Raw genomic sequence first — 20,233 nt, forward strand, 5'->3', positions numbered from 1 at the left:
GAGCTCGTGGTCATGGTGGGCCTGCAGGGCAGCGGCAAATCCTCGTGGGTCGCCGCCCACCTCGCGGGCACGCACGCGGTCGTCAGCAAGGACCACTGGCCCAACGCGCGGCGCCGCGAGGCCCGTCAGCGGCGCGTCGTCGCGGAGCTGTTGGCCGGCGGGCGCAGCGTGGTGGTCGACAACACGAATGCTGCAGCGGAGGACCGGGCACCGCTGGTCGCGCTCGCCCGGCAGGCCGGCGTACCGGCGCGCGCGGTGTGGCTGGACACCCCGCTGGAGCTGTGCCTGGAGCGCAACGCCCGCCGCGAGGGACGGGCACGCGTGCCGCTCGCCGGGCTGTACGGGACCCGGGGCCGGCTGGTCCCGCCCTCGACCGACGAGGGTTTCGCCCGCGTCGACGTCGTCCGGAGCCGCAGCGGCCCGTCCGCCGGGGAGAGCCCTTCCCTGACCATGTGACGGACCCCCGTACCCGCGGCCGTAACGTGTCGGGGACAGCTCGCCGCGGGCCGGGGCTCCCCGCCCCGGTGACCGTCGGCATCCGAGACGAAGGGAACTCTCATGAGCGAGGCAGGCACCACGGGGGCACCCCACGTGGCCATCGTGACCGGTGCGGCGCGTGGCATCGGCGCGGCGACCGCCCAGCGGCTGGCGCAGGACGGCTTCGCCGTGGCGGTCCTCGACCTGGACGAGGGGCAGGCCAAGGGCACCGTCGAGGCGATCGAGGCCGCCGGCGGCCGGGCCCTGGCCATCGGGGCCGACGTCAGCGACGCCGAGCAGGTCGAGGCCGCCGTCGAGCGCATCGCCACCGAGCTGGGTGCGCCGACCGTGCTGGTCAACAACGCCGGCGTCCTGCGCGACAACATGCTGTTCAAGATGAGTGAGTCCGACTGGGACATCGTCATGAACGTGCACCTCAAGGGTGCCTTCCTCATGACCCGCGCCGCGCAGAAGCACATGATCGAGGCCAAGTGGGGCCGGATCGTGAACCTGTCGAGCACCTCGGCGCTGGGCAACCGCGGGCAGGCCAACTACTCGACGGCCAAGGCCGGCCTGCAGGGCTTCACCAAGACCCTCGCCATCGAGCTGGGCAAGTTCGGCGTCACCGCCAACGCCATCGCCCCGGGGTTCATCCAGACCGAGATGACCAAGGCGACCGCCGACCGCATGGGTGTGCCGTTCGACGACTTCATCAAGGGCGCCGCGTCGATGATCCCGGTGGCCCGCGTCGGCCAGCCCGAGGACATCGCGCACCTGGTGTCGTTCTTCGTCAGCGAGGGCGCCGGTTTCGTCTCCGGGCAGGTCGTCTACGCCGCCGGTGGCCCCAAGGCCTAGAAGGACCCCGTGCCCCCCACCGCTCGCGAGCTCGCGGCGGGGCCCTGCACGGGGGCCGTTCCATCCCGTCGCGTGGGCCGGGCGGCCGGACCGGCCGCCCGGCTCCGCTTTTTTTCCCTCGAGGAGGCGTCATGGACGAGCGCAAGGTCCTGGTGGAGCGCCGCGGCGCCGTCCAGGTGATCACCATCAACCGGCCGTCGGCGCGCAACGCCCTCGACGCCGAGGTCGCCACGGCGGTCGCGGCCGCCGTCGACGAGCTGGACGCCGACGAGGAGCTGCGGACCGGCGTGCTCACCGGCTCCGGAGGCACCTTCTCGGCCGGGATGGACCTGAAGGCGTTCCTGCGCGGGGAGAGCCCGTCGCTGCCCGGCCGGGGGCTGTGCGGGATCACCCGCACGCCGCCGCGCAAGCCGCTGATCGCCGCCGTCGAGGGCTGGGCGCTGGCCGGCGGCTTCGAGCTGGTCCTCGCCTGCGACCTGGTCGTCGCCGGCCGGGCGGCGCGGTTCGGCGTCCCGGAGGTCAAGCGGTCGCTGGTGGCCGCCGGCGGCGCCGCGCTGCTGCTGCCGCAGCGCGTCCCGCGCGCCGTGGCGCTGGAGCTGCTGCTGACGGGCGAGCCGATCGACGCGGAGCGGGCGGCCGCCGTCGGGCTGGTCAACCGCCTGGTGGACGACCGTGGCGCCGTCGACGCCGCCGTGGAGCTCGCCGGGACGATCGCCGCCAACGGTCCGCTCGCGGTGGCGGCGACCAAGCGGATCGTCCAGGAGGCGCCCGGCTGGTCACCCGAGCAGGCCTGGGCCCGGCACGACGAGGTCGTCGGGCCGGTGTTCACCTCCGAGGACGCCCGCGAGGGCTCGACCGCGTTCGCCGAGCGGCGGGCGCCGGTCTGGCGCGGCCGCTGACCCGCCCGGAACGGCATGGCCGGCGCCCGACCCGGCGTTGCACCGGGCGTGGTCCGCACAGCTCTCCGCCTCGCCCTCCTCGGTGACTCCCTCGCGTTCGGCACCGGCGCCGCCCGACCGTCCGATGCCCTCGGCCCACGGCTGACCCGTGTGCTCGCCGACGACGGGTTCGACGTCGACCTGCACGTCCTCGCCGTTCCCGGTGCCGTCTCGGGCGACCTGGCCGCGCAGGTCCGCCGGGTGCTGCCGCTGGCCGCCGACCTCGCCGTCGTGGTCGTCGGCGCCAACGACCTCGCCCGCTTCGTGCCGGCGCAGCAGGCCGCCGCTGCACTGTCCGCCGCGGTGACCGCGCTGCGTGCCGCCGGCACCGATGTCGTCGTCGTCCCGGCACCGGACATGTCGATGGTGCCGTTCGTCCCCCCGGCGCTGCGCCCCCTCGTCCGCGGTGCCTGCGGGGTCCTGCAGCAGCGGCAGGCCGAGGTCGCCCTGGCCGGCGGCGCGACGGTCGCCGCGGTGGCGGCCGAGGTGGCCCGTGCGTTCGTCACCGATCCGGCGCTGTTCTCCGGCGACCGGTTCCACCCGTCGTCGGCCGGCTACGGGCGCATCGCCGAGGTCCTGGCCCCCTACGTCCTGACCGCGGCCCGCGCCCGGCGGGACGACGCCGCGGCCTGAGCCCGTCGGGTCAGGGCAGCCGCTCCGCCAGCAGCTCGGCGAGGTGCCGGCCCCGCCGGCCGGCCAGCTGGTCCAGCTGCGTCCGGCAGGAGAAGCCGTCGGCCAGCACCACCGCGTCGGGCGCCAGATCACGGACGGCGGGTAGCAGCTGCTGCTCGGCGACCGCCACCGAGACGTCGTGGTGGCCGCGCTCCACCCCCCAGTTGCCGGCCAGCCCGCAGCAGCCGCCGAGCCGGGTCACGCGGGCACCGGCCTGCTCGAGGAGCTTCGCATCGGCCTGCCAGCCGAGCACCGAGGCGTGGTGGCAGTGCGGCTGGGCGACGATCTCCAGCCCGTCCAGCGACGGCGGCGTCCAGCCGGGGGTGGCGGCGAGCAACTCGGCCAGGGTGCGGGTGGCGGCGGCGACCTGCTCGGCCTCCGGCCCGCCCACCAGCTCCAGCGCCTCGCTGCGGAGGACGGCGGTGCAGGAGGGCTCGATGCCGACGACCGGGACGCCGGCCGCCGCGAGCGGGGCGAGGGCGCGCACGGTGCCGCCCAGGATGCGCCGGGCGGAGTCGAGCTGGCCGGTGGTGATCCAGGTGAGCCCGCAGCAGGTGTCCGCGCCGGGCACCTCCACCCGGTAACCCGCGTCGGTGAGCACGCGCGCGGCGGCGACGGCCACCTCGGGAGCGAAGTGGTCGGTGAACGAGTCGACCCACAGCGCTACTGCCTGCCCGCCCACCCCGCCGTCGCCGCGCAGCGGCTGCTCGGCCCACTGCTGCCGGAACGTGCGGGGCGCGAACGGCGGAACGTCCCGCCGCTGGTCCATGCCCGCCCCCCACTTGGCCAGCCGTCCGCCCAGGCGCGAGGTGAGCACGGCGTTGACCACCCGGGGGGCCCGTGCGGCGAGGTCGGCCCAGGACGGCAGCCGGCCCAGCGTGTAGTGCGCGCGGGGCCGCAGCCGGCGCCGGTAGGACTGGTGCAGCACCTCCGCCTTGTAGGAGGCCATGTCCACGCCGGTGGGGCAGTCGCGGGAGCACCCCTTGCAGGACAGGCAGAGGTCCAGCGCCTCGTGCACCTCCGGCGACCGCCAGTCCTTCACGGGGCCGCCCGGGGCGAGCATCTCCTGCAGCACCCGCGCCCGGCCGCGGGTCGTGTCCTTCTCCTCGCGGGTCGCCGGCCAGGACGGGCACATGACCCCGCCGGAGGACTGCAGGTCGGCCCGGCACTTGCCGACGCCGGTGCAGCGGTGCACGGCGGCGGAGAAGTCGCCGCCGTCGTGCCGGTAGGCCAGGGCCAGGGTGGGCAGGTCGGTCCTCCGCAGCACCGGGGCGGCGGCCATCCGCACGTCCTCGTCGAGGGGGGCCGGGCGCACGAGCACCCCCGGGTTGAGCACGTCGGCCGGGTCGAACAGGCCCTTGACCCGCTCGAACAGCGACAGGGCGGCGGGGGAGTACATGTGCGGCAGCAGCTCGCTGCGGGCCCGGCCGTCGCCGTGCTCCCCGGACAGCGAGCCCCCATAACCGGCGACCAGCCGGGCGGCGTCCTCGACGAAGGCCCGGTAGGCGCTCCGTCCCCGGTCGGGGCGGGAGTCCGAGCCGAAGGGGAAGTCGATCCGGCCGTGCACGCAGCCGTCGCCGAAGTGGCCGTACGGCACGCACTGCAGACCGTGCTGGTCCAGCAGGGCGTCGAACTCGCGCAGGTAGGCGCCGAGCCGCTCCACCGGGACGGCGGCGTCCTCCCAGCCGGCGTGCGCGGGGTGCCCGTCGCTGGTGCGGGCGGCGAGCCCGGCGCCGTCCTCGCGGATCCGCCAGATCGCCGCGGCCTCCGCCGGGTCGGTGACGACGAGGGAGTCCAGCGCGCCGGCGTCGGCCAGCACCCCGCGGGCCTTGTCCACCACCTCGGCCACGGTCTCCCCCGTCAGCTCGACGACCAGCCAGCCTTCCCCGCGGGGCAGCTCGGGGACGGTGGCCGCCGGCACGTCCCGCAGCCGCTGCACCATGCGGGAGTCGAGTCCCTCGACCGCCGTGGGTTCGTGCGGGAGCAGCCCCGGGGTGGCGTCGGCCGCGTCGGCCATCGTGGGGTAGCCCAGCACGACCAGGCCGCGCACCGGGGCGTCGGTGACCAGCCGCACCGTCGCGCCCAGCACCACCGCGAGCGTGCCCTCGCTGCCGACGAGCGCCCGGGCCACGTCGAAGCCCCGCTCGGGCAGCAGGTGCTCCAGCGAGTAGCCCGACACCTGCCGGCCGAAGCGGCCGAACTCGGTGCGGATGGTGGCGAGCTCGGCGGCGACCAGGCGGTGCAGGTCGGCGAGGACGCCGTCGCGCGGCCCGGTGCCCGGGCCGACGGTCAGGCGGGTGCCGCTGCCGGTGACCACGTCCAGGGCCACCACGTTGTCCGACGTCCGGCCGTAGCCCAGCGCCCGGGAGCCGCAGGCGTTGTTGCCGATCATCCCGCCGACGGTGCAGCGGTTGTGCGTGCTCGGGTCGGGGCCGAAGCGCAGCCCGTACGGTCGGGCGGCGGTCTGCAGCGCCGCCTGCACCACCCCGGGATCCACGGTGGCCGTCCGGGCCTCCCGGTCGATGGCACGCACCCGGTCGAGGTGCCGGCTGGTGTCCAGGACGACGCCGGTGCCGACGGCGTTCCCCGCGATCGACGTCCCGGCACCCCGGGCGGTGAGTGGGACCCCGAGGGACCGGCACACCTCGAGCGTCGCCACGACCTCGTCGGGATGCCGGGGCCGGACCACGGCCCGGGGCAGCACGCGGTACAGCGATGCGTCGGAGGAGTAGAGGGCCCGGGCCAGCCCGGAGTCGTCGACGTCGCCGATGCCGGCGCGGCGGAGCTCGGCGACGACCGTGCGGCCCGCCTCCTCACGAGTAGTCGGGGAGCCGGTGACCGGAGCGCTCATGGCGAGGAGTCTGGTCCCTGGGCAGGAGGCCGGTCGCACCCGGGTGGCGGGTGCCCGGAGACGGCGGTGGCCGGGCGCCGGAGTGCCCGGCCGCCGCCGGTGGTGGGTGCGGGTCGCTCAGGCCGTGGGGGGCTCGTCCTCGCCCGACTCCTCGGCCTCGTCGGCCTCGTCCTTCGTCCTGTGCACCGCGCCGTCGGCGTGCTCGGGCGGGCCGTAGACGGTGTAGAGGATCAGCGGGTTCTCACCGGTGTTGACGAAGTTGTGCTTCGTCCCGGCCGGGACGACGACGAGGTCGCCCTGCGCGACGTTCTTCTCCGAGCCCGAGATGATCGCCTTGCCGGTCCCGCTGACGAAGGTGAGGATCTGGTCGATGTCCTCGTGGGTCTCCTCGCCGATCTCCCCGCCCTTCGGGATCGTCATGATCACCAGCTGGGTGTTCGTGCCGGTCCAGAGGACCCGGCGGAAGTCGGGGCTCTTCTCTGCTTCGGTCGCGATCGTGTAGTGGATGACGGACGCCATGGACGGCGCTCCTCTCGTCTCGCGGGCGGCGGCTGCGGTCCGGTCCACCTCGGGGCGGACCGGGCCGGTGACGGCCTGCTCCTGCCCGGTCGGCACCGGGAGTAGTCGTCGGCCACCCGGCGGTGCGGAGCACGCGTCGGACGCGGTGGTGAGTGAACTCACCACGCCCGCCGGGAAGGGCTGGACACCCTCCGGTGTCATCCCCAGGTGACCTCCGTCCCCGCGACCCGGCCGTCGGTCCGTGCCTGTGCGATGTGGGGAATCGGACTGCTCGCCTACGCGGTGGCGGTGTTCCACCGCTCCTCGCTCGGCGTGGCGACGGTCGAGGCGCAGGAGCGCTTCTCCGCCGGTGCCTCGGCGGTGTCGCTCTTCCTGGTGCTGCAGCTGGCCGTCTACGCCGGGCTGCAGGTGCCGGTGGGTGTGCTGCTGGACGCGTGGGGCTCGCGCCGGATGATCCTGACCGGTGCGGTGACGATGGCCGTCGGTCAGCTGCTGCTCGGCCTCGCCACCGACGTCCCCACGGCCGTCGCTGCGCGGGTGCTGGTGGGCGCCGGCGACGCGATGACCTTCATCAGCGTGCTCCGCATCGTCTCGCTCTGGTTCCCCGGGACGGCGGCCCCGCTGGTCACCCAGCTGACCGGCATCCTCGGGCAGGTCGGCTCGATCGTCGCCGCGTACCCGCTGGTGACGCTGCTGCACGCGACGTCGTGGACGGCGACGTTCGTGGGTGCCGCGGCGACCGGCGTGCTGGTGGCGCTCCTGGTGCTGCTCGCGCTGCGCGATGCCCCGGACGGCACGCCGCGGCCGGCCGCGACCGGGCTGGCCCAGCTGCGCCGCGGCCTCGGAGAGACGTGGCGGGAGCCGGGCACCCGCATCGGCCTGTACACGCACCTGGTCACGCAGTTCTCGGGCACGGTGTTCGCGCTGCTCTGGGGTTACCCGTTCCTCGTCGTCGGGCAGGGGTTGGCCCCCGGCACGGCGGCCGGGTTGCTCACCCTGCTGGTCCTCGTGGGCATGGGTGTCGGGCCGGTCTTCGGGCGGCTGTGCGGCCGCTGGCCGCTGCGCCGTTCGGCCCTGGTCTTCGGCATCCTGGCGGCGACCGCGACGGTGTGGACCGTGGTCCTCCTCTGGCCCGGACGCGCGCCCCTGCCGTTGCTCGTGCTGCTCGTGGCGGTGCTCGGCACCAACGGGCCCGGCTCGATGATCGGCTTCGACTTCGCCCGCACGGAGAACCCGGCGGAGCGGCACGGCAGCGCCAGCGGCGTGGTGAACGTGGGCGGGTTCGTGGCCTCGTTGCTCACCATCCTGGCCGTGGGGGCGGTCCTCGACGTCCTCACCCCGGGCGCCTCGGCGGACTACGACCTGGACGCCTTCCGGGCGGCGTTCGCCACCCAGTACCTGTTCTGGGCCATCGGCCTGGTGGGTGTCCTCCGCCATCGACGGGAGCTCCGTGCGCGGCTGGCCCGGGACGGCGTCGTGCTGACGCCGTTGCACGCCGCCGTGCGGGCAAGGCTGCGCAGCACCTCCGCCTACCGCTGAGCGGTCAGGGCCGCACTCCGGTCACGACGGCGGGCGGTGGGCGGCGCGCCCCTCGCGGTTGCCCCCTGGCCCGCCATCCGGGCAGGATGCGGGAAGCGCACCGACTGGCCGCGGAGGGGGTGCCGTGGACGTCGTCGTCGGTCTCGACTCGGGGACGACGGCGACGAAGGCGGTCGCCGCCGGCGCCGACGCGACGGTCCGCGACGTCGTGAGCGTGGGCTACCCGCTGCTCGTGCCCGCCCCCGGCCGCGCCGAGCTCGATGCCGGCGAGCTCGTGTGCGCCGCGGTCGAGGCACTGACCGCCGTCGTCGGGCGCGCTCGGGAACGGGGCGACCGCGTCGTCGCCGTCGCCCTCAGCGCGGCCATGCACGGGCTGGTGCCCATGGACGACGACGGCCGGCCGCTCGGACCGCTGGTGACCTGGGCCGACGACCGCGCCGCGCAGTGGGCGCAGGCGCTGGTCGCCGACGGCCGGGCGCCGGACCTGCACGCCCGCACCGGCACCCCCGTCCACGCGATGTCGCCCCTGGTGAAGCTGTCGTGGGAGCGGGCGGCCGACCCCGACCGGGTCGGCCACGTGCCGCGCTGGGGCGGGGTCAAGGAGCTGGTGGTGGCGGCCCTCTGCGGAGGCCGGCACGCGGTCGACCGTTCCTGTGCCTCGGCCACCGGGCTCTACGACATCCGGGCCGGCCACTGGGACGCCGAAGCGCTGCAGATCTCCGGCGTGCGCGCCGACCAGCTGGGCGAGGTGCTGCCCACCACCGCGGTGCTGGGGCTGCGGCCCGACGTCGCGGCCGCCACCGGCCTGCCGGTGGACCTGCCGGTGGTCATCGGGGCGTCGGACGGCGTGCTCGCCAACCTCGGCATCGGGGCGGTGCGCCCCGATGTCGCCGCGGTGTCGCTGGGCACCAGCGGTGCCATGCGCGTCGTCGTCCCGGCGCCGACGGTGGACCTCGACCGCAGGCTGTTCTGCTACGCCCTCACCGACGAGGCGTGGGTGGTGGGCGGCGCGATCAACAACGGCGGGTCGGTGGTGCGGTGGGCCGCGCAGGCGCTCGCCGCCGGCCTCGACCCGGCGCCCGAACTGGTGGGGGAGGCCGCGGACGAGCTCGACGCCCGGCTGCTGGCCGAGGCCGAGACGGTGCCGGTGGGCAGCGGCGGGCTGCTGTGCCTGCCCTACCTGCTGGGCGAGCGGGCACCGTGGTGGCGGTCGGGGCTGCGCGGCGCCTACCTCGGCCTGCGCCGGGAGCACCGCCGTGAGCACCTGGTGCGGGCCGCGGTCGAGGGTGTCTGCCAGCAGCTGGCGCTGGTGCGCGATGCCTTCGCCGCGACCGGGCTGCCGGTGTGCGAGGTGCGGGCGACCGGCGGCGCGGTGGCCTCGCCGCTGTGGATCGGCACGCTGGCGGCCGCGCTCGACCTGCCCGTCCGGGTCGCCGAGTCGCCGGAGGGCACGGGGCTCGGGGCCTGCCTGCTGGGCTGGCACGCCCTCGGGGCGCTGCCCGACCTGACCGCCGTGACGGCGCTGGTCGCGGTCGACGACCCGGTCCTCCCCGATCCGGCCGCCGTCGCGGTGTACCGGCAGCTGCGTCCGCTCGCCGAGCGGTCCACCCGTGCGCTGGCCGACGTGCTCACCACGCTGGACGCGCTGGACGACGCGCTCCCCACCACACAGACCTAGCCACGTCCACCCGCCGCTGGAGGAGGAACCATGCCCGAGGTCGAGCCCGCCCTGGGTGCCGGTCCGCTGTTGCTCATCGCCGCGGCGGGCGTCGCGCTCCTGCTCTTCCTGATCATGAAGCTGAAGCTGCACGCCTTCCTGGCGCTGGTGCTGGTCAGCCTGCTCGTCGCGCTGGCCGCCCGGGTGCCGCTGGCCGACGTGGTGGGCACGCTGACCACCGGCTTCGGCAGCACGCTCGCCTCCGTGGCGCTGCTCGTCGGTCTGGGCGCGATGCTCGGCCGGCTGCTGGAGTTCAGCGGTGGGGCCCAGGTGCTGGCCGACAGCCTGGTGCGCCGCTTCGGCGAGCAGCGGGCGCCGCTGGCCCTCGGCGTGGCCGCACTGCTCTTCGGCTTCCCGATCTTCTTCGACGCCGGGCTCGTCGTCTTCCTGCCGATCGTGTTCACCGTGGCCCGGCGGCTGGGCGGCTCGCTGCTCACCTACGGGCTGCCGGTGGCCGGGGCGTTCGCCGTCATGCACGCGTTCGTGCCCCCGCACCCCGGGCCGGTGGCCGCCGCCGAGCTGGTCGGCGCCGACATCGGGCTGGTCCTCGTGTTCGGCCTCCTCATCGGCCTGCCGACCTGGTACCTGGGGGGCTACCGGTTCGGCCTGTGGGCTGGGCGCCGGTACGACATCGCCGTCCCCGACATCCTGTCCGCGGGCGGCCGCACCGGGCCGGACGCCGCCGGCGCACCGGACACCCCCGGCCAGGGCACCGCGCCGGCACCGGCCGCCGTCCCGCCGGCGCCCGGGGGCGCCGTGGCCGGCACGGCCCCGGCGGTCGCCGCGCCCTCGGGCGGGGGCGACCGGCCCACGAGCGGGACGGCCGGGCCGCCTGCGTTCGGCACGGTGCTCGCCCTGCTGCTGCTCCCACTGCTGCTGATCTTCCTCAACACCGGGCTGAGCACGCTGGCCACCGGGGGCGCGGTGGACGAGGAGACGTGGTTCGTCCGGACCGGCCAGCTGCTGGGGGCGACGCCCATCGCGCTGCTCATCACGGTGCTCGTCGCCTCGTACGTGCTCGGCAAGCACCGCGGCAGCTCCGGCGCCGAGGTGGAGTCGGTGGTCAACAGCGCCCTCGGCCCCGTCTGCGCGATCATCCTCATCACCGGGGCCGGCGGCATGTTCGGCGGCGTGCTGCGGGCCAGCGGGATCGGCGTGGCGCTGGCCGACGTGCTCGGTGACATCGGGCTCCCGGTGATCGTGGCCGCCTTCGTCATCGCCGTCCTGCTGCGGGTGGCCCAGGGCTCCGCGACCGTCGCCCTCACCACGACCGCCGGCCTGATCGCGCCGGTGATCGCGGCGACCGACGGCGTGTCGACCGCCGACCGCGCGCTGATCGTGATCGCCATCGCCGGCGGCGCGACCGTCCTGTCGCACGTCAACGACTCCGGGTTCTGGCTGGTCAGCCGGTTCTTCCAGATGGACGAGAAGACGACGCTGAAGACCTGGACGGTGATGGAGACGCTGCTGGGCACGATCGGCTTCGTGCTGGCGTTCGTGCTCAGCCTGTTCCTCTGAGAGCGGTCGCTTCTCCCACGCGCCAGGCACAGGAAGCTATGCCCATGGGGACGGCGCCGATCCCGTAGGCATAGCTCTCCATGCCCGGCGTTCCTCCGGCTGTCGGGGTGGCCGGTCCGTGGCAGGGTGAGGGGATGACGCTCGCCTCGCGTGCTGCCGCGGCCGGTCTCTCCGTGCTGGCCGGGGTGGCGGTCCGTGACCTCATGCAGCGGGAGCACACCCTGCTGCGCAACTTCCCGCTGGTCGGCCACGCGCGCTACCTGCTGGAGTCCATCGGGCCCGAGCTGCGCCAGTACCTGGTGGCGGGCAACAACGAGGAGCGGCCGTTCACCCGGGACCAGCGGCGCTGGGTGTACGCCTCGAGCAAGCGGGAGAACAACTACTTCGGGTTCGGCACCGACAACGACCTGGAGTACACGGCCGGGTACCCGGTGATCAAGCACCGCACGTTCGGCCGGGCGGTGCCTGCCTCGCACGTGGAGGCCGGCCAGGACGTCGCGCTGCCCTGCGCCAAGGTGATGGGCGCCGCGCGCGGGCGCGCCCTGGCGTTCCGGCCCGGCTCGGTCGTCAACATCTCCGCGATGAGCTTCGGCTCGCTGTCTGGGCCCGCGGTGGAGGCGTTGAACCGCGGGGCGGCCCTGGCCGGGTGCCTGCACAACACCGGCGAGGGTGGGGTCTCCCGGTACCACCGGCACGGCGGGGAGCTGGTCTACCAGATCGGCACCGCGTACTTCGGCTGCCGCGACGAGCACGGCCGGTTCGACCTGACCCGGCTCAAGGATCTCGTGGCCGGTGCACCGGTCCGCGCGCTGGAGATCAAGCTGAGCCAGGGCGCGAAGCCCGGCCTCGGCGGGGTGCTGCCGGCGGCCAAGGTCTCCGCCGAGATCGCCGCCGCCCGCGGGGTGCCCGAGGGCGTCGACTGCATCAGCCCGTCGCGGCACGCGGAGTTCTCCGACGCCGACAGTCTGCTGGACTGGGTGGAGCTGCTGGCGGCGGAGACCGGGCTGCCGGTCGGCATCAAGTCCGCCGTCGGCGACATGGAGTTCTGGGAGGAGCTCACCGGTCTCATGGCCGACACCGGGCGCGGCGTGGACTTCGTGACCGTCGACGGCGGTGAGGGTGGCACCGGGGCGGCGCCGCTGATCTTCACCGACTCCGTGTCGCTGCCCTTCCAACTGGGCTTCGCGCGGGTGCACTCGAGGTTCGCACGGGCCGGTCTGGCCGACGACGTGGTGTTCATCGGTGCGGGCAAGCTGGGCCTGCCCGACAACGCGGTGGTCGCGTTCGCGCTGGGCTGCGACATGGTCAACGTGGGCCGCGAGGCGATGCTGGCCATTGGCTGCATCCAGGCCCAGAAGTGCCACGCCGACACCTGCCCGACCGGGGTGGCGACGCAGAACGCCTGGTTGGTGCGCGGGCTCGATCCCGCGCTGAAGTCCACCCGCGCGGCCAACTACATCGGCACCTTGCGCCGGGACCTGCTCAAGGTGGCCGAGGCGTGCGGGGTGGAGCACCCCGGGCTGATCGATACCGACTCGGTGGAGGTGCTCACCGGCCGGACGGCGTCGCGGCCGTTGCGCGAGATCTACGACTACGAACCCGGCTGGGGACTGCCCTCGCCGGCCGACCGGGCCGCGATCGCCGAGATCATGACCGGCGAGGCCCCCGAGGGCGGCACCGCGCCGCCGTCCCCGACCGCCGTCGGCTGACCCGGACCGTCGCGGTCCGTATTACGGATCTGTGAACGTCGGTGTGGGACGGGGCGGTCGCGGACACATGCCCCCTGACACCAATTCCGTTGCTGGCTGCGGCCGGCCGTCCAGGAGGAGAACCACATGAGCCGCACCTCTCTGCCCAACCGTCGCTTGCGCTCGGCCGCCGCAGGCATCGCCATCGCCGCCGCATCGTTCACGATGGCCGCCTGCGCCGAGGAGGAGCCCCTCGAGGACGGCGGTGTCGTGGAGGAGCAGCCCCTCGAGGAGGAAGAGGCGGACTGACCCTCCCCTTCCATCGACGCCTCGGCGTGGGCACCACCTCGCGAAGCGTCGAGCATCCGTGCACTGCGGCCGGCTCCCCACGGGGCCGGCCGCAGGCATGTCAGCCCCGCAAGCCAGGCTCCGAGCCGCGGAGCAGGTCCCCGAAGGAGGTCACCGGGTCCGCGAACGGGTCCGCCGGCGCCGCGGGCGGGCGGCCGGCGACCAGGTCGGCGAGCTCCCCGGCGGCGCGGTGCACGCGGTCGGTGAGGGCCGGGCTCGTCGCGTCGCCCCCGGCCCAGTCCTCCGACGCCGCGAACACCGCCGTCGGGACGACCGTGGCCCGCAGGTAGGCGAACAGCGGGCGCATCGCGTGCTCCAGTGCCAGGGAGTGCCGGGCGGTGCCGGCGGTGGCCCCCAGGAGCACCGGTTTCCCGGCGAGGGAGTCCTTGTCCAGCACGTCGAAGAACGTCTTGAACAGCCCGCTGTAGGACGCCGAGAAGATCGGGGTCACCGCGATCAGCCCGTCGGCGCCGACGACGGTGTCGATCGAACCCCGCAGGCTCGAGTTGGCGAAGCCGGTGACCAGGTTGTCGGCCAGGTCGCGGGCGTGCTCGCGCAGCTCCACCACCTCGACGGTGGCGGCCACCCCCCGCTCGCGGAGGGCGTCGGCCGTCGCCGCCGTCAGGCGGTCGGCCAGCAGCCGGGTCGACGACGGGACGCCCAGCCCCGAGCTGACGACGGCGAGGGTCCGGGTGCTCATCGACCCACCTCCGGTGCAGGAGCGGAACGGCTGTGCCGTGCTGCCAGGCGCCTCATCGACCCACCGCCTCCGCCGCCCGCCCCGTCACGCTGTCGCCGGGGGCGTGCACCGTCGCGTCCTCGGTGCCGCCGGCCGCGGCCACCCGCGTGGCGTGGCTGGGCGCGTCGGGCACGTGCGCGGGCTTCAGGGCGGCGAACTCCTTCCGCAGCACGGGGACGACCTCCTCGCCGAGGATGTCCAGCTGCTCGAGCACCGTCTTCAGCGGCAGGCCGGCGTGGTCGACGAGGAACAGCTGGCGCTGGTAGTCGCCGACGTAGTCGCGGAAGCCCAGCGTCCGCTCGATGACCTGCTGCGGGGAACCCACGGTCAGCGGGGTCTCCCGGCTGAAGTCCTCCAGCGACGGTCCGTGGCCGTAGACCGGCGCGTTGTCGAAGTACGGCCGGAACTCGTCCACGGCGTCCTGGCTGTTCTTGCGCATGAACACCTGCCCCCCGAGGCCGACGATCGCCTGGTCGGCGGCACCGTGGCCGTAGTGCTCGTAGCGGCGGCGGTAGAACTCGACCATCCGCTGGGTGTGCTCCGGCGGCCAGAAGATGTGGTTGTGGAAGAAGCCGTCGCCGTAGTACGCCGCCTGCTCGGCGATCTGCGGGCTGCGGATCGAGCCGTGCCAGACGAACGGCGGGACGCCGTCCAGTGGCCGGGGCGTGGAGGTGAAGCCCTGCAGCGGCGTGCGGAACCTGCCCTGCCAGTCGACGACGTCCTCGGTCCACAGCCGGCGCAGCAGCGCGTAGTTCTCGACGGCGAGCTCGATGCCGTTGCGGATGTCCTGCCCGAACCACGGGTAGACCGGGCCGGTGTTGCCGCGGCCCATCATCAGGTCCACCCGGCCACCGGCCAGGTGCTGGAGCATGGCGTAGTCCTCGGCGATCTTCACCGGGTCGTTCGTGGTGATCAGCGTCGTGGCCGTCGACAGCTGGAGCTTCTCCGTCTTCGCCGCGATCCAGGCGAGCGTGGTGGTGGGGGAGGAGGAGAAGAACGGAGGGTTGTGGTGCTCGCCCAGGGCGAACACGTCCAGCCCGACCTCCTCGGCCTTCTGTGCGATGGTCAGGACCGCCTCGAGCCGCTCGGCCTCGCTGGGCGTGCGGCCGGTCGTGGGGTCGGTGGTGATGTCGCTGACGGTGAAGACGCCGAACTGCATCTCGATCTCTCCGCATCTGGTTGAGAGCGCAATTATCTCTGCCGGGTCAACGCGCTGCACCGGCGACCTATGCCCGAGGTGCCCGATGGGGTGGACGGCGCTCTGTGGCAGCGCCCCGTAGTCGTTCCGATACGCGCCGCCGTGGCATCGCCGGGCCGCTCCCGACACGGGTCACGGAGCCATCACGGTGCCGCACGCGCCGCGCGGCCCTCTGGCAGATTCCGCCTCACCTACTTCCCAGGGGGGCCATCCGGATGCTCCGGCATGTCGAGTTCGTCGCCAACCGTGTCCAGGACCAGAGCGTGCCGCCGGAGGGGTCCGATCCCCGGGCACCGCGGCCGCCGGGCGCCCTCGAGACGCTGCTGGATGAACGGCCGGCATTCCGCGGTTCGCTGCGCGGCTACGACCGGCTCGAGGTGGACAACTACGTGGCCTGGGCGGAGGGGGAGCTCGCGGCTGCGCAGTGCGAGCGGGAGCACCTCCTCGACCGGGTCGTCGCCTGCGGCACGGAGCTGGAGATCTCCCGGCGGCTGCTCGCCGAGCAGCCCGCCGGACGAGAGCGGCCCGTGGTCAGCGCGCGGGTGGTCGAGGTGCTGCGCCTCGCCGAGGACCAGGCGGCGCAGGTGCTCGACGCCGCGGACGCCGAGGCCGCACAGGTGCGCGCGGAGGCTCGGCTCGAGGCCGACGCCCGGCTGCGGAAGGCCCACGAGATCAAGGAACTGGCGATCGAGGTGGCCGACCAGCTGCGGGTCGACGCCCAGCGGGACCGGGCCGAGGGTGCGGCGGTCCTGGAGAAGGCGGAGGCCGATGCCGCCGCCCTCCTGGAGAAGGCGCAGGCCGACGCCGCCGAACTGCTGCGTGCCGCCGCCGTGGAGCGCGACCGGATGGCGACCGTCGGGGCAGCGGAACGGGCGGCGCTGGCCGAGCAGGCGCAGCGGGACCGGGCGGCCGACGACGGCGCCGCGGCGGCCCGGCTGGCCGCGGTGCGCAGCGAGGTGGAGGACCTGTGCCGCCAGCGGGACCAGGCCCGGGAGTCCCTGCGCTGCCTGACCGACCGGATCGGCGCCGCGCTGCAGGCGGTCGGGGTGCCGCCCGCCGAGGAGCTGGTGCTGATGGGTGGCCGGCCCGAACCCGTTTCGGGCTGACGACCCGCCGCCGGGTACCGGCGGCGGCGGCCCGGTGAGAAGCTGGCCGCAGCGGTGACGGCACCGCGACGCGACATCAGGGAGGGCAGCGGTGGACCAGGTCCGTGAGGTCGTCCAGGTCGACGGTGGCGTCGTGGTGGGCCACGACGGCTCCAAGTGCGCGCAGGAGGCGCTCCGCTGGGCGGCGCGGCTGGCCCGCCGGGCCGACGTCGGCCTGCACGTGGTGCGCGCCTGGTCGATGACCACCGCCCCGCAGCCGAGCAGCTGGCAGCCCGGTTACGTGCCGCCCCTGACCGACTGGGAGCAGGCCGTGCGTGACGAGCTGACCGCGCACGTGGCCGCAGCGGGGCTGGACCCGGCCGTCCGCGTCACCTGTCACGTGGTCCACCGGGCGCCGGTGCAGGGGCTGTTGGGTGCCGCCGAGGGAGCCAGCCTGCTGGTGGTCGGCGCCCGTGGTCGTGGCGGGTTCGCCGGTCTGCTGCTCGGTTCGGTCAGCGACCAGCTGGTGCACCATGCCGCCTGTCCCGTGACGGTCGTGCGCACCGGCGCCGGTGGCCGGGACTTCGCGGCGGCGGAGGCGGGGTCCGCGGTCGTCGGGGAGTGAGTGTTCCCGCCCCCCGTGGCGGTGGAACGCACTGCCGCTGACCGGCGGACCGACCGGTTGCGGAAGGGGGAACTCCCGTGCGCGGCTCCGGCGGCACCACGGTGGTCCCGGTGGGCGAGGGTCCCGGGGGCGTCCTCGTGGACGGCGGCGGGCTTGCTCTGCACCGGTCCGGCCGACGGGCGGATCGTGCGGCTGGCCGGGGCGGGCGGCCCGGTCGAGACCATCGCGCGGGTGCCCGGCCGACCGCTGGGCCTGGAGCTCCCCGGGAACGGGGAACTGCTCGTCTGCGCCTCCGCCGCCGGTCAGCCGGGGGTCTGGGCGCCGTACATGGCCGACAGCCAGATCCCCAGCAGGACGTCGACGACGTCGGACTCGGCGATCGCCGGGCCGTCCCCGCTGAACGTCGCGTAGAGCACTCGTTCGTTCATCGACGTCAGGGCGACCGCGAGGTCTCGCGACGGCAGCCCGGGCAGGGCCGCTCCGCGGGCGCGCTCGGCGTCGATGGCGGTGGCGCACTGCTGCACCCAGCGCTCGAAGACCTCCGACCACAGCGCGCGCACCTCGTCGCTGGTCGACCGGGCCCGGGCCCACGCGACGGTGAGTGCCCGGTGTGCCCGGAAGGTCTCGTAGTAGGTCCCGATCGCCCGTGCCCAGCCGTCCCGCGGGGTGGTCGCCGGAGCGCCGAAGACCTCCCGCATCGCGGTGTCCGCCTCCGCGACGACGCGGTCGAGCAAGGACAGCAGGACGGCGTCCTTGGAGGAGAAGTAGAAGTAGAAGGTGGGCCGGGAGATGCCGGCCCCGCGGGCCAGGTCATCGACGGAGATGGCGGCCAACGGCCGGTCGGCGAGCAGTCGCTCGGCCGTGGCGAGGATCGCCAGCTCCCGGTCGTCGCCGGAGAGCCGGGCCGCCCGACGGCCGCGCCCGGCGCTGGGGGCGTCGTCCGGAGCAGCTGACACGGGAGCGAGGATAGCCCCCGACGTGCGTGTCTCGACAGCGTGTTGACTCTTTCGACGGTCCGTCGATACGGTCGGTGGCCCAGCCTCGACCACGCCCAGACCGGGCTCCGGCCCGGCCGGACGAGACCCACCCGGAGAGCGCATGAGCAGCGAGCACGTGGATGTCCTGATCGTCGGCGCCGGCCTCTCCGGCGTCGGCGCGGCCTGCCACCTGGAGACCCGACGGCCGGGCACGAGCTACGCGGTGCTGGAGTCCCGGGCCGCCCTGGGCGGAACCTGGGACCTCTTCCGCTACCCCGGGATCCGCTCGGACTCGGACATGTTCACCCTCGGTTACTCCTTCCGGCCGTGGGACGAGGCCGAGTCGATCGCCGACGGTCCGGCCATCCGGCGTTACATCGAGGACACCGCTCGCGAGTACGGCGTCACCGACAAGATCCGGTACCACCACCGGGTGGTCTCGGCGGAGTGGTCGTCGGCGGACGCGCGCTGGACGGTGACCGCCCGACGCACCGACACGGGTGAGACGGTGCAGCTGACCTGCACCTGGCTGTCGGTGTGCTCGGGCTACTACCGGTACGACGAGGGCTTCCGTCCCCGCTTCGAGGGGGAGGAGCGCTTCCGCGGGCAGCTGGTGCACCCGCAGCACTGGCCCGAGGACCTCGACGTCACCGGCAGGAAGGTCGTCGTCATCGGCAGCGGCGCCACCGCCGTCACCCTGGTGCCCAACCTCGCCGAGCGGGCCGAGCACGTCACCATGCTGCAGCGCACGCCCAGCTACATCATGTCGCTGCCCAGCCGCGACCCGCTGGCGCAGGCGCTGCGCACGAAGCTGCCGGCGAAGGTGGCCTATCCCATCGTCCGGTGGAAGAACGTGCTCACGTCCACGGCCATCTTCCAGCTCAGCCGCCACCGGCCCGCTCTGGTGCGTTCCCTCATCCGCCGGCTCACCGCCAAGCAGCTGCCGGCCGGATTCGACGTCGACACGCACTTCAACCCGCCGTACGACCCCTGGGACCAGCGGCTCTGCCTCGTCCCCGACGGGGACCTGTTCCGCGCGCTGCGCAAGGGGACCGCGTCGATCGCCACCGACCGGATCCGCACGTTCACCGAACACGGCATCGAGCTGGATTCCGGTCGGCACCTGGACGCCGACGTCGTCGTGACCGCCACCGGCCTGAACCTGCTGCCGGTGGGCGGCATGACCCTCGCGGTCGACCGGCAGCCGGTCGACCTGTCGGAGACGGTGTCCTACAAGGGGATGATGATCTCCGGCGTCCCGAACTTCGCCATGGTCGTCGGCTACACCAACGCCTCCTGGACGCTGAAGGCCGACCTGGTCAACGGCTACGTCTGCCGGTTGCTCGACCACCTCGACGCCCACGGCTACGCGTCGGCGACACCGGTGGCTCCGCCGGAGGGTGCCGACGCGCCGTTCCTGGACCTGGCGGCCGGCTACGTGCAGCGCAGCCTGGGCGGCCTGCCGAAGCAGGGGCGCCGGGCACCCTGGCGCCTGCACCAGAACTACCTCCGCGACGTCGCGGTGATGCGCCGCGGGCCGCTCGAGGACCATGGGATGACCTTCCGGTCCCGCACCACGCCCGGCGTCCTCTCCGGCGCGGCGGCCGAGCGGGCGGTGGCGTGATGCAGCCCTACGACTTCGCCGAGGGAACGGCGATCGTCACCGGCGCGGCCAGCGGCATCGGCGAGGCCCTGGCGGTGCAGCTGGCCGCACGCGGCAGCCACCTGGTCCTGCTCGACCGCGACGCCGAACGGCTCGAGGGCGTGGCCGGCCGGATCCGGAGCGCCCACCCGGCCCTGCGGGTGAGCACGCACGTGGTCGACCTGGCGGACGACGAGGCAACGGCGGCGACCGGCGAGCGGCTCGCCGCCCAGCACCCGGAGACGACGCTGCTGGTGAACAACGCCGGGGTGGCGCTGGGCGGGCGCTTCGACCAGGTGACCCTGGAGGAGTTCGACTGGGTCATGGCGATCAACTTCTCCGCCGTCGTCCGGCTCACCCACGCCATGCTGCCGGTGCTCAAGGCGAACCGCGGCGCTCACGTGGTCAACGTGTCGAGCGTGTTCGGCATCTTCGCCCCGGCCGGGCAGGCGGCCTACTCGGCCAGCAAGTTCGCGGTCCGGGGGTTCAGCGAGTCGCTGCGCCACGAGCTGGCCGAGGACGGCGTCGGCGTCACCGTGGTGCACCCTGGGGGCATCCGCACCCGGATCGCCGAGAGCGCCCGGACCGGCTCCGGCGTCTCGGTCGAGGAGTACGAGGAAGGGCGCAAGCAGTTCGCCAGGCTGCTCCGGATGCCCCCGGAGGACGCGGCGGCGCAGATCGTCGCGGCGATCGGGAAGCGGCGCCCGCGACTGCTCATCGGCTGGAGCGCGAAGGTGCCCGACGTGCTCGTCCGGCTGATGCCCGGCACCTACTGGCGGCTGATCGCCCGGCGGGCGGCGCCGGCGAAGCCGGCCGGGGCCTGAGGGCAGCCGAAAAGCGGTTGC

At 74.4% G+C, this 20,233-nt stretch carries 18 protein-coding genes; 13 read left to right on the plus strand and 5 right to left on the minus strand.

What is annotated here, in order from left to right:
* Nucleotides 1–12: 12 nt before the first annotated feature.
* From QOZ86_RS13900 to QOZ86_RS13915, 4 genes are all read left to right on the plus strand, one after another.
* On the plus strand, nt 13–456 hold the full coding sequence (locus QOZ86_RS13900; RefSeq protein ID WP_284492569.1) for an ATP-binding protein: 444 nt from the start codon (nt 13–15) through the stop codon (nt 454–456).
* A gap of 102 nt (nt 457–558) precedes the next feature.
* Nucleotides 559–1,332: a 3-oxoacyl-ACP reductase FabG gene (gene fabG / locus QOZ86_RS13905; RefSeq protein WP_284492570.1), complete on the plus strand. Its 774-nt coding sequence runs from the start codon at nt 559–561 to the stop codon at nt 1,330–1,332.
* Nucleotides 1,333–1,463: 131 nt separating this feature from the next.
* Entirely contained in the window at nt 1,464–2,231 is a 768-nt protein-coding gene (locus tag QOZ86_RS13910; RefSeq protein WP_284492571.1) for a crotonase/enoyl-CoA hydratase family protein, read from the plus strand.
* Between the two features lie 48 nt (nt 2,232–2,279).
* Entirely contained in the window at nt 2,280–2,903 is a 624-nt protein-coding gene (locus QOZ86_RS13915) for a GDSL-type esterase/lipase family protein (protein WP_284492572.1), read from the plus strand.
* A 10-nt stretch (nt 2,904–2,913) separates the two neighbouring features.
* Here QOZ86_RS13915 and QOZ86_RS13920 read toward each other — a convergent pair whose 3' ends face one another.
* Nucleotides 2,914–5,793 carry an FAD-binding and (Fe-S)-binding domain-containing protein gene (locus QOZ86_RS13920; RefSeq protein ID WP_284492573.1) on the minus strand — a complete coding sequence of 960 codons (2,880 nt, stop codon included), beginning with the start codon at nt 5,791–5,793 and terminating at the stop codon, nt 2,914–2,916.
* Between the two features lie 117 nt (nt 5,794–5,910).
* A complete protein-coding gene (locus tag QOZ86_RS13925; RefSeq protein WP_284492574.1) occupies nt 5,911–6,408 on the minus strand; it encodes a cupin domain-containing protein in 498 nt (165 codons plus the stop codon).
* 111 nt (nt 6,409–6,519) lie between these two features.
* Between QOZ86_RS13925 and QOZ86_RS13930 the strand changes: the two genes are divergently transcribed.
* The 5 genes from QOZ86_RS13930 (at nt 6,520) to QOZ86_RS13950 (ending at nt 13,083) form a co-directional block, all read left to right on the plus strand.
* Nucleotides 6,520–7,851, plus strand: coding sequence for an MFS transporter (locus QOZ86_RS13930; protein WP_284492575.1), 1,332 nt, complete (start codon nt 6,520–6,522; stop codon nt 7,849–7,851).
* A 124-nt stretch (nt 7,852–7,975) separates the two neighbouring features.
* On the plus strand, nt 7,976–9,529 hold the full coding sequence (locus QOZ86_RS13935; protein ID WP_284492576.1) for a gluconokinase: 1,554 nt from the start codon (nt 7,976–7,978) through the stop codon (nt 9,527–9,529).
* A gap of 30 nt (nt 9,530–9,559) precedes the next feature.
* Nucleotides 9,560–11,086 carry a GntP family permease gene (locus QOZ86_RS13940; RefSeq protein WP_284492577.1) on the plus strand — a complete coding sequence of 509 codons (1,527 nt, stop codon included), beginning with the start codon at nt 9,560–9,562 and terminating at the stop codon, nt 11,084–11,086.
* A gap of 134 nt (nt 11,087–11,220) precedes the next feature.
* Nucleotides 11,221–12,795: an FMN-binding glutamate synthase family protein gene (locus QOZ86_RS13945; protein WP_284492578.1), complete on the plus strand. Its 1,575-nt coding sequence runs from the start codon at nt 11,221–11,223 to the stop codon at nt 12,793–12,795.
* Nucleotides 12,796–12,921: 126 nt separating this feature from the next.
* Nucleotides 12,922–13,083, plus strand: coding sequence for a hypothetical protein (locus tag QOZ86_RS13950; RefSeq protein ID WP_284492579.1), 162 nt, complete (start codon nt 12,922–12,924; stop codon nt 13,081–13,083).
* 100 nt (nt 13,084–13,183) lie between these two features.
* Here the strand turns inward: QOZ86_RS13950 and QOZ86_RS13955 are convergent, their stop codons facing one another.
* Together QOZ86_RS13955 and QOZ86_RS13960 are read right to left on the minus strand one after the other, a co-directional pair.
* A complete protein-coding gene (locus QOZ86_RS13955; RefSeq protein ID WP_284492580.1) occupies nt 13,184–13,822 on the minus strand; it encodes an FMN reductase in 639 nt (212 codons plus the stop codon).
* Between the two features lie 52 nt (nt 13,823–13,874).
* Complete coding sequence (locus QOZ86_RS13960) at nt 13,875–15,020, minus strand: LLM class flavin-dependent oxidoreductase (protein ID WP_284492581.1); 1,146 nt, start codon at nt 15,018–15,020, stop codon at nt 13,875–13,877.
* Between the two features lie 254 nt (nt 15,021–15,274).
* Between QOZ86_RS13960 and QOZ86_RS13965 the strand changes: the two genes are divergently transcribed.
* Both QOZ86_RS13965 and QOZ86_RS13970 read left to right on the plus strand, forming a co-directional pair.
* Nucleotides 15,275–16,165, plus strand: a complete 891-nt coding sequence (locus QOZ86_RS13965) for a hypothetical protein (protein ID WP_284492582.1) — start codon at nt 15,275–15,277, stop codon at nt 16,163–16,165.
* 91 nt (nt 16,166–16,256) lie between these two features.
* Nucleotides 16,257–16,769: a universal stress protein gene (locus tag QOZ86_RS13970; protein WP_284492583.1), complete on the plus strand. Its 513-nt coding sequence runs from the start codon at nt 16,257–16,259 to the stop codon at nt 16,767–16,769.
* A gap of 302 nt (nt 16,770–17,071) precedes the next feature.
* Here QOZ86_RS13970 and QOZ86_RS13975 read toward each other — a convergent pair whose 3' ends face one another.
* Nucleotides 17,072–17,725, minus strand: a complete 654-nt coding sequence (locus QOZ86_RS13975; protein ID WP_284492584.1) for a TetR/AcrR family transcriptional regulator — start codon at nt 17,723–17,725, stop codon at nt 17,072–17,074.
* A gap of 142 nt (nt 17,726–17,867) precedes the next feature.
* Between QOZ86_RS13975 and QOZ86_RS13980 the strand changes: the two genes are divergently transcribed.
* Both QOZ86_RS13980 and QOZ86_RS13985 read left to right on the plus strand, forming a co-directional pair.
* Complete coding sequence (locus QOZ86_RS13980) at nt 17,868–19,370, plus strand: flavin-containing monooxygenase (protein ID WP_284492585.1); 1,503 nt, start codon at nt 17,868–17,870, stop codon at nt 19,368–19,370.
* On the plus strand, nt 19,370–20,212 hold the full coding sequence (locus tag QOZ86_RS13985; protein WP_284492586.1) for an SDR family NAD(P)-dependent oxidoreductase: 843 nt from the start codon (nt 19,370–19,372) through the stop codon (nt 20,210–20,212). Before QOZ86_RS13980 ends, QOZ86_RS13985 begins: the two co-directional genes overlap by 1 nt.
* Nucleotides 20,213–20,233 lie beyond the last annotated feature (21 nt).

Origin of the sequence: Blastococcus capsensis (genome assembly GCF_030165005.1) — a bacterium.
In the GTDB taxonomy this organism is placed as follows: Bacteria; Actinomycetota; Actinomycetes; order Mycobacteriales; family Geodermatophilaceae; genus Blastococcus; species Blastococcus capsensis.

Bases quoted from the DNA above. Each gene is read 5' to 3' on its own strand.
- QOZ86_RS13900 (WP_284492569.1), top strand. From the start codon at position 13: ATGGTGGGCCTGCAGGGCAGCGGCAAATCCTCGTGGGTCGCCGCCCAC.
- fabG (WP_284492570.1), top strand. From the start codon at position 559: ATGAGCGAGGCAGGCACCACGGGGGCACCCCACGTGGCCATCGTGACC.
- QOZ86_RS13910 (WP_284492571.1), top strand. From the start codon at position 1,464: ATGGACGAGCGCAAGGTCCTGGTGGAGCGCCGCGGCGCCGTCCAGGTG.
- QOZ86_RS13920 (WP_284492573.1), bottom strand. From the start codon at position 5,793: ATGAGCGCTCCGGTCACCGGCTCCCCGACTACTCGTGAGGAGGCGGGC.
- QOZ86_RS13940 (WP_284492577.1), top strand. From the start codon at position 9,560: ATGCCCGAGGTCGAGCCCGCCCTGGGTGCCGGTCCGCTGTTGCTCATC.
- QOZ86_RS13945 (WP_284492578.1), top strand. From the start codon at position 11,221: ATGACGCTCGCCTCGCGTGCTGCCGCGGCCGGTCTCTCCGTGCTGGCC.
- QOZ86_RS13950 (WP_284492579.1), top strand. From the start codon at position 12,922: ATGAGCCGCACCTCTCTGCCCAACCGTCGCTTGCGCTCGGCCGCCGCA.
- QOZ86_RS13955 (WP_284492580.1), bottom strand. From the start codon at position 13,822: ATGAGCACCCGGACCCTCGCCGTCGTCAGCTCGGGGCTGGGCGTCCCG.
- QOZ86_RS13960 (WP_284492581.1), bottom strand. From the start codon at position 15,020: ATGCAGTTCGGCGTCTTCACCGTCAGCGACATCACCACCGACCCCACG.
- QOZ86_RS13965 (WP_284492582.1), top strand. From the start codon at position 15,275: ATGCTCCGGCATGTCGAGTTCGTCGCCAACCGTGTCCAGGACCAGAGC.
- QOZ86_RS13980 (WP_284492585.1), top strand. From the start codon at position 17,868: ATGAGCAGCGAGCACGTGGATGTCCTGATCGTCGGCGCCGGCCTCTCC.
- QOZ86_RS13985 (WP_284492586.1), top strand. From the start codon at position 19,370: ATGCAGCCCTACGACTTCGCCGAGGGAACGGCGATCGTCACCGGCGCG.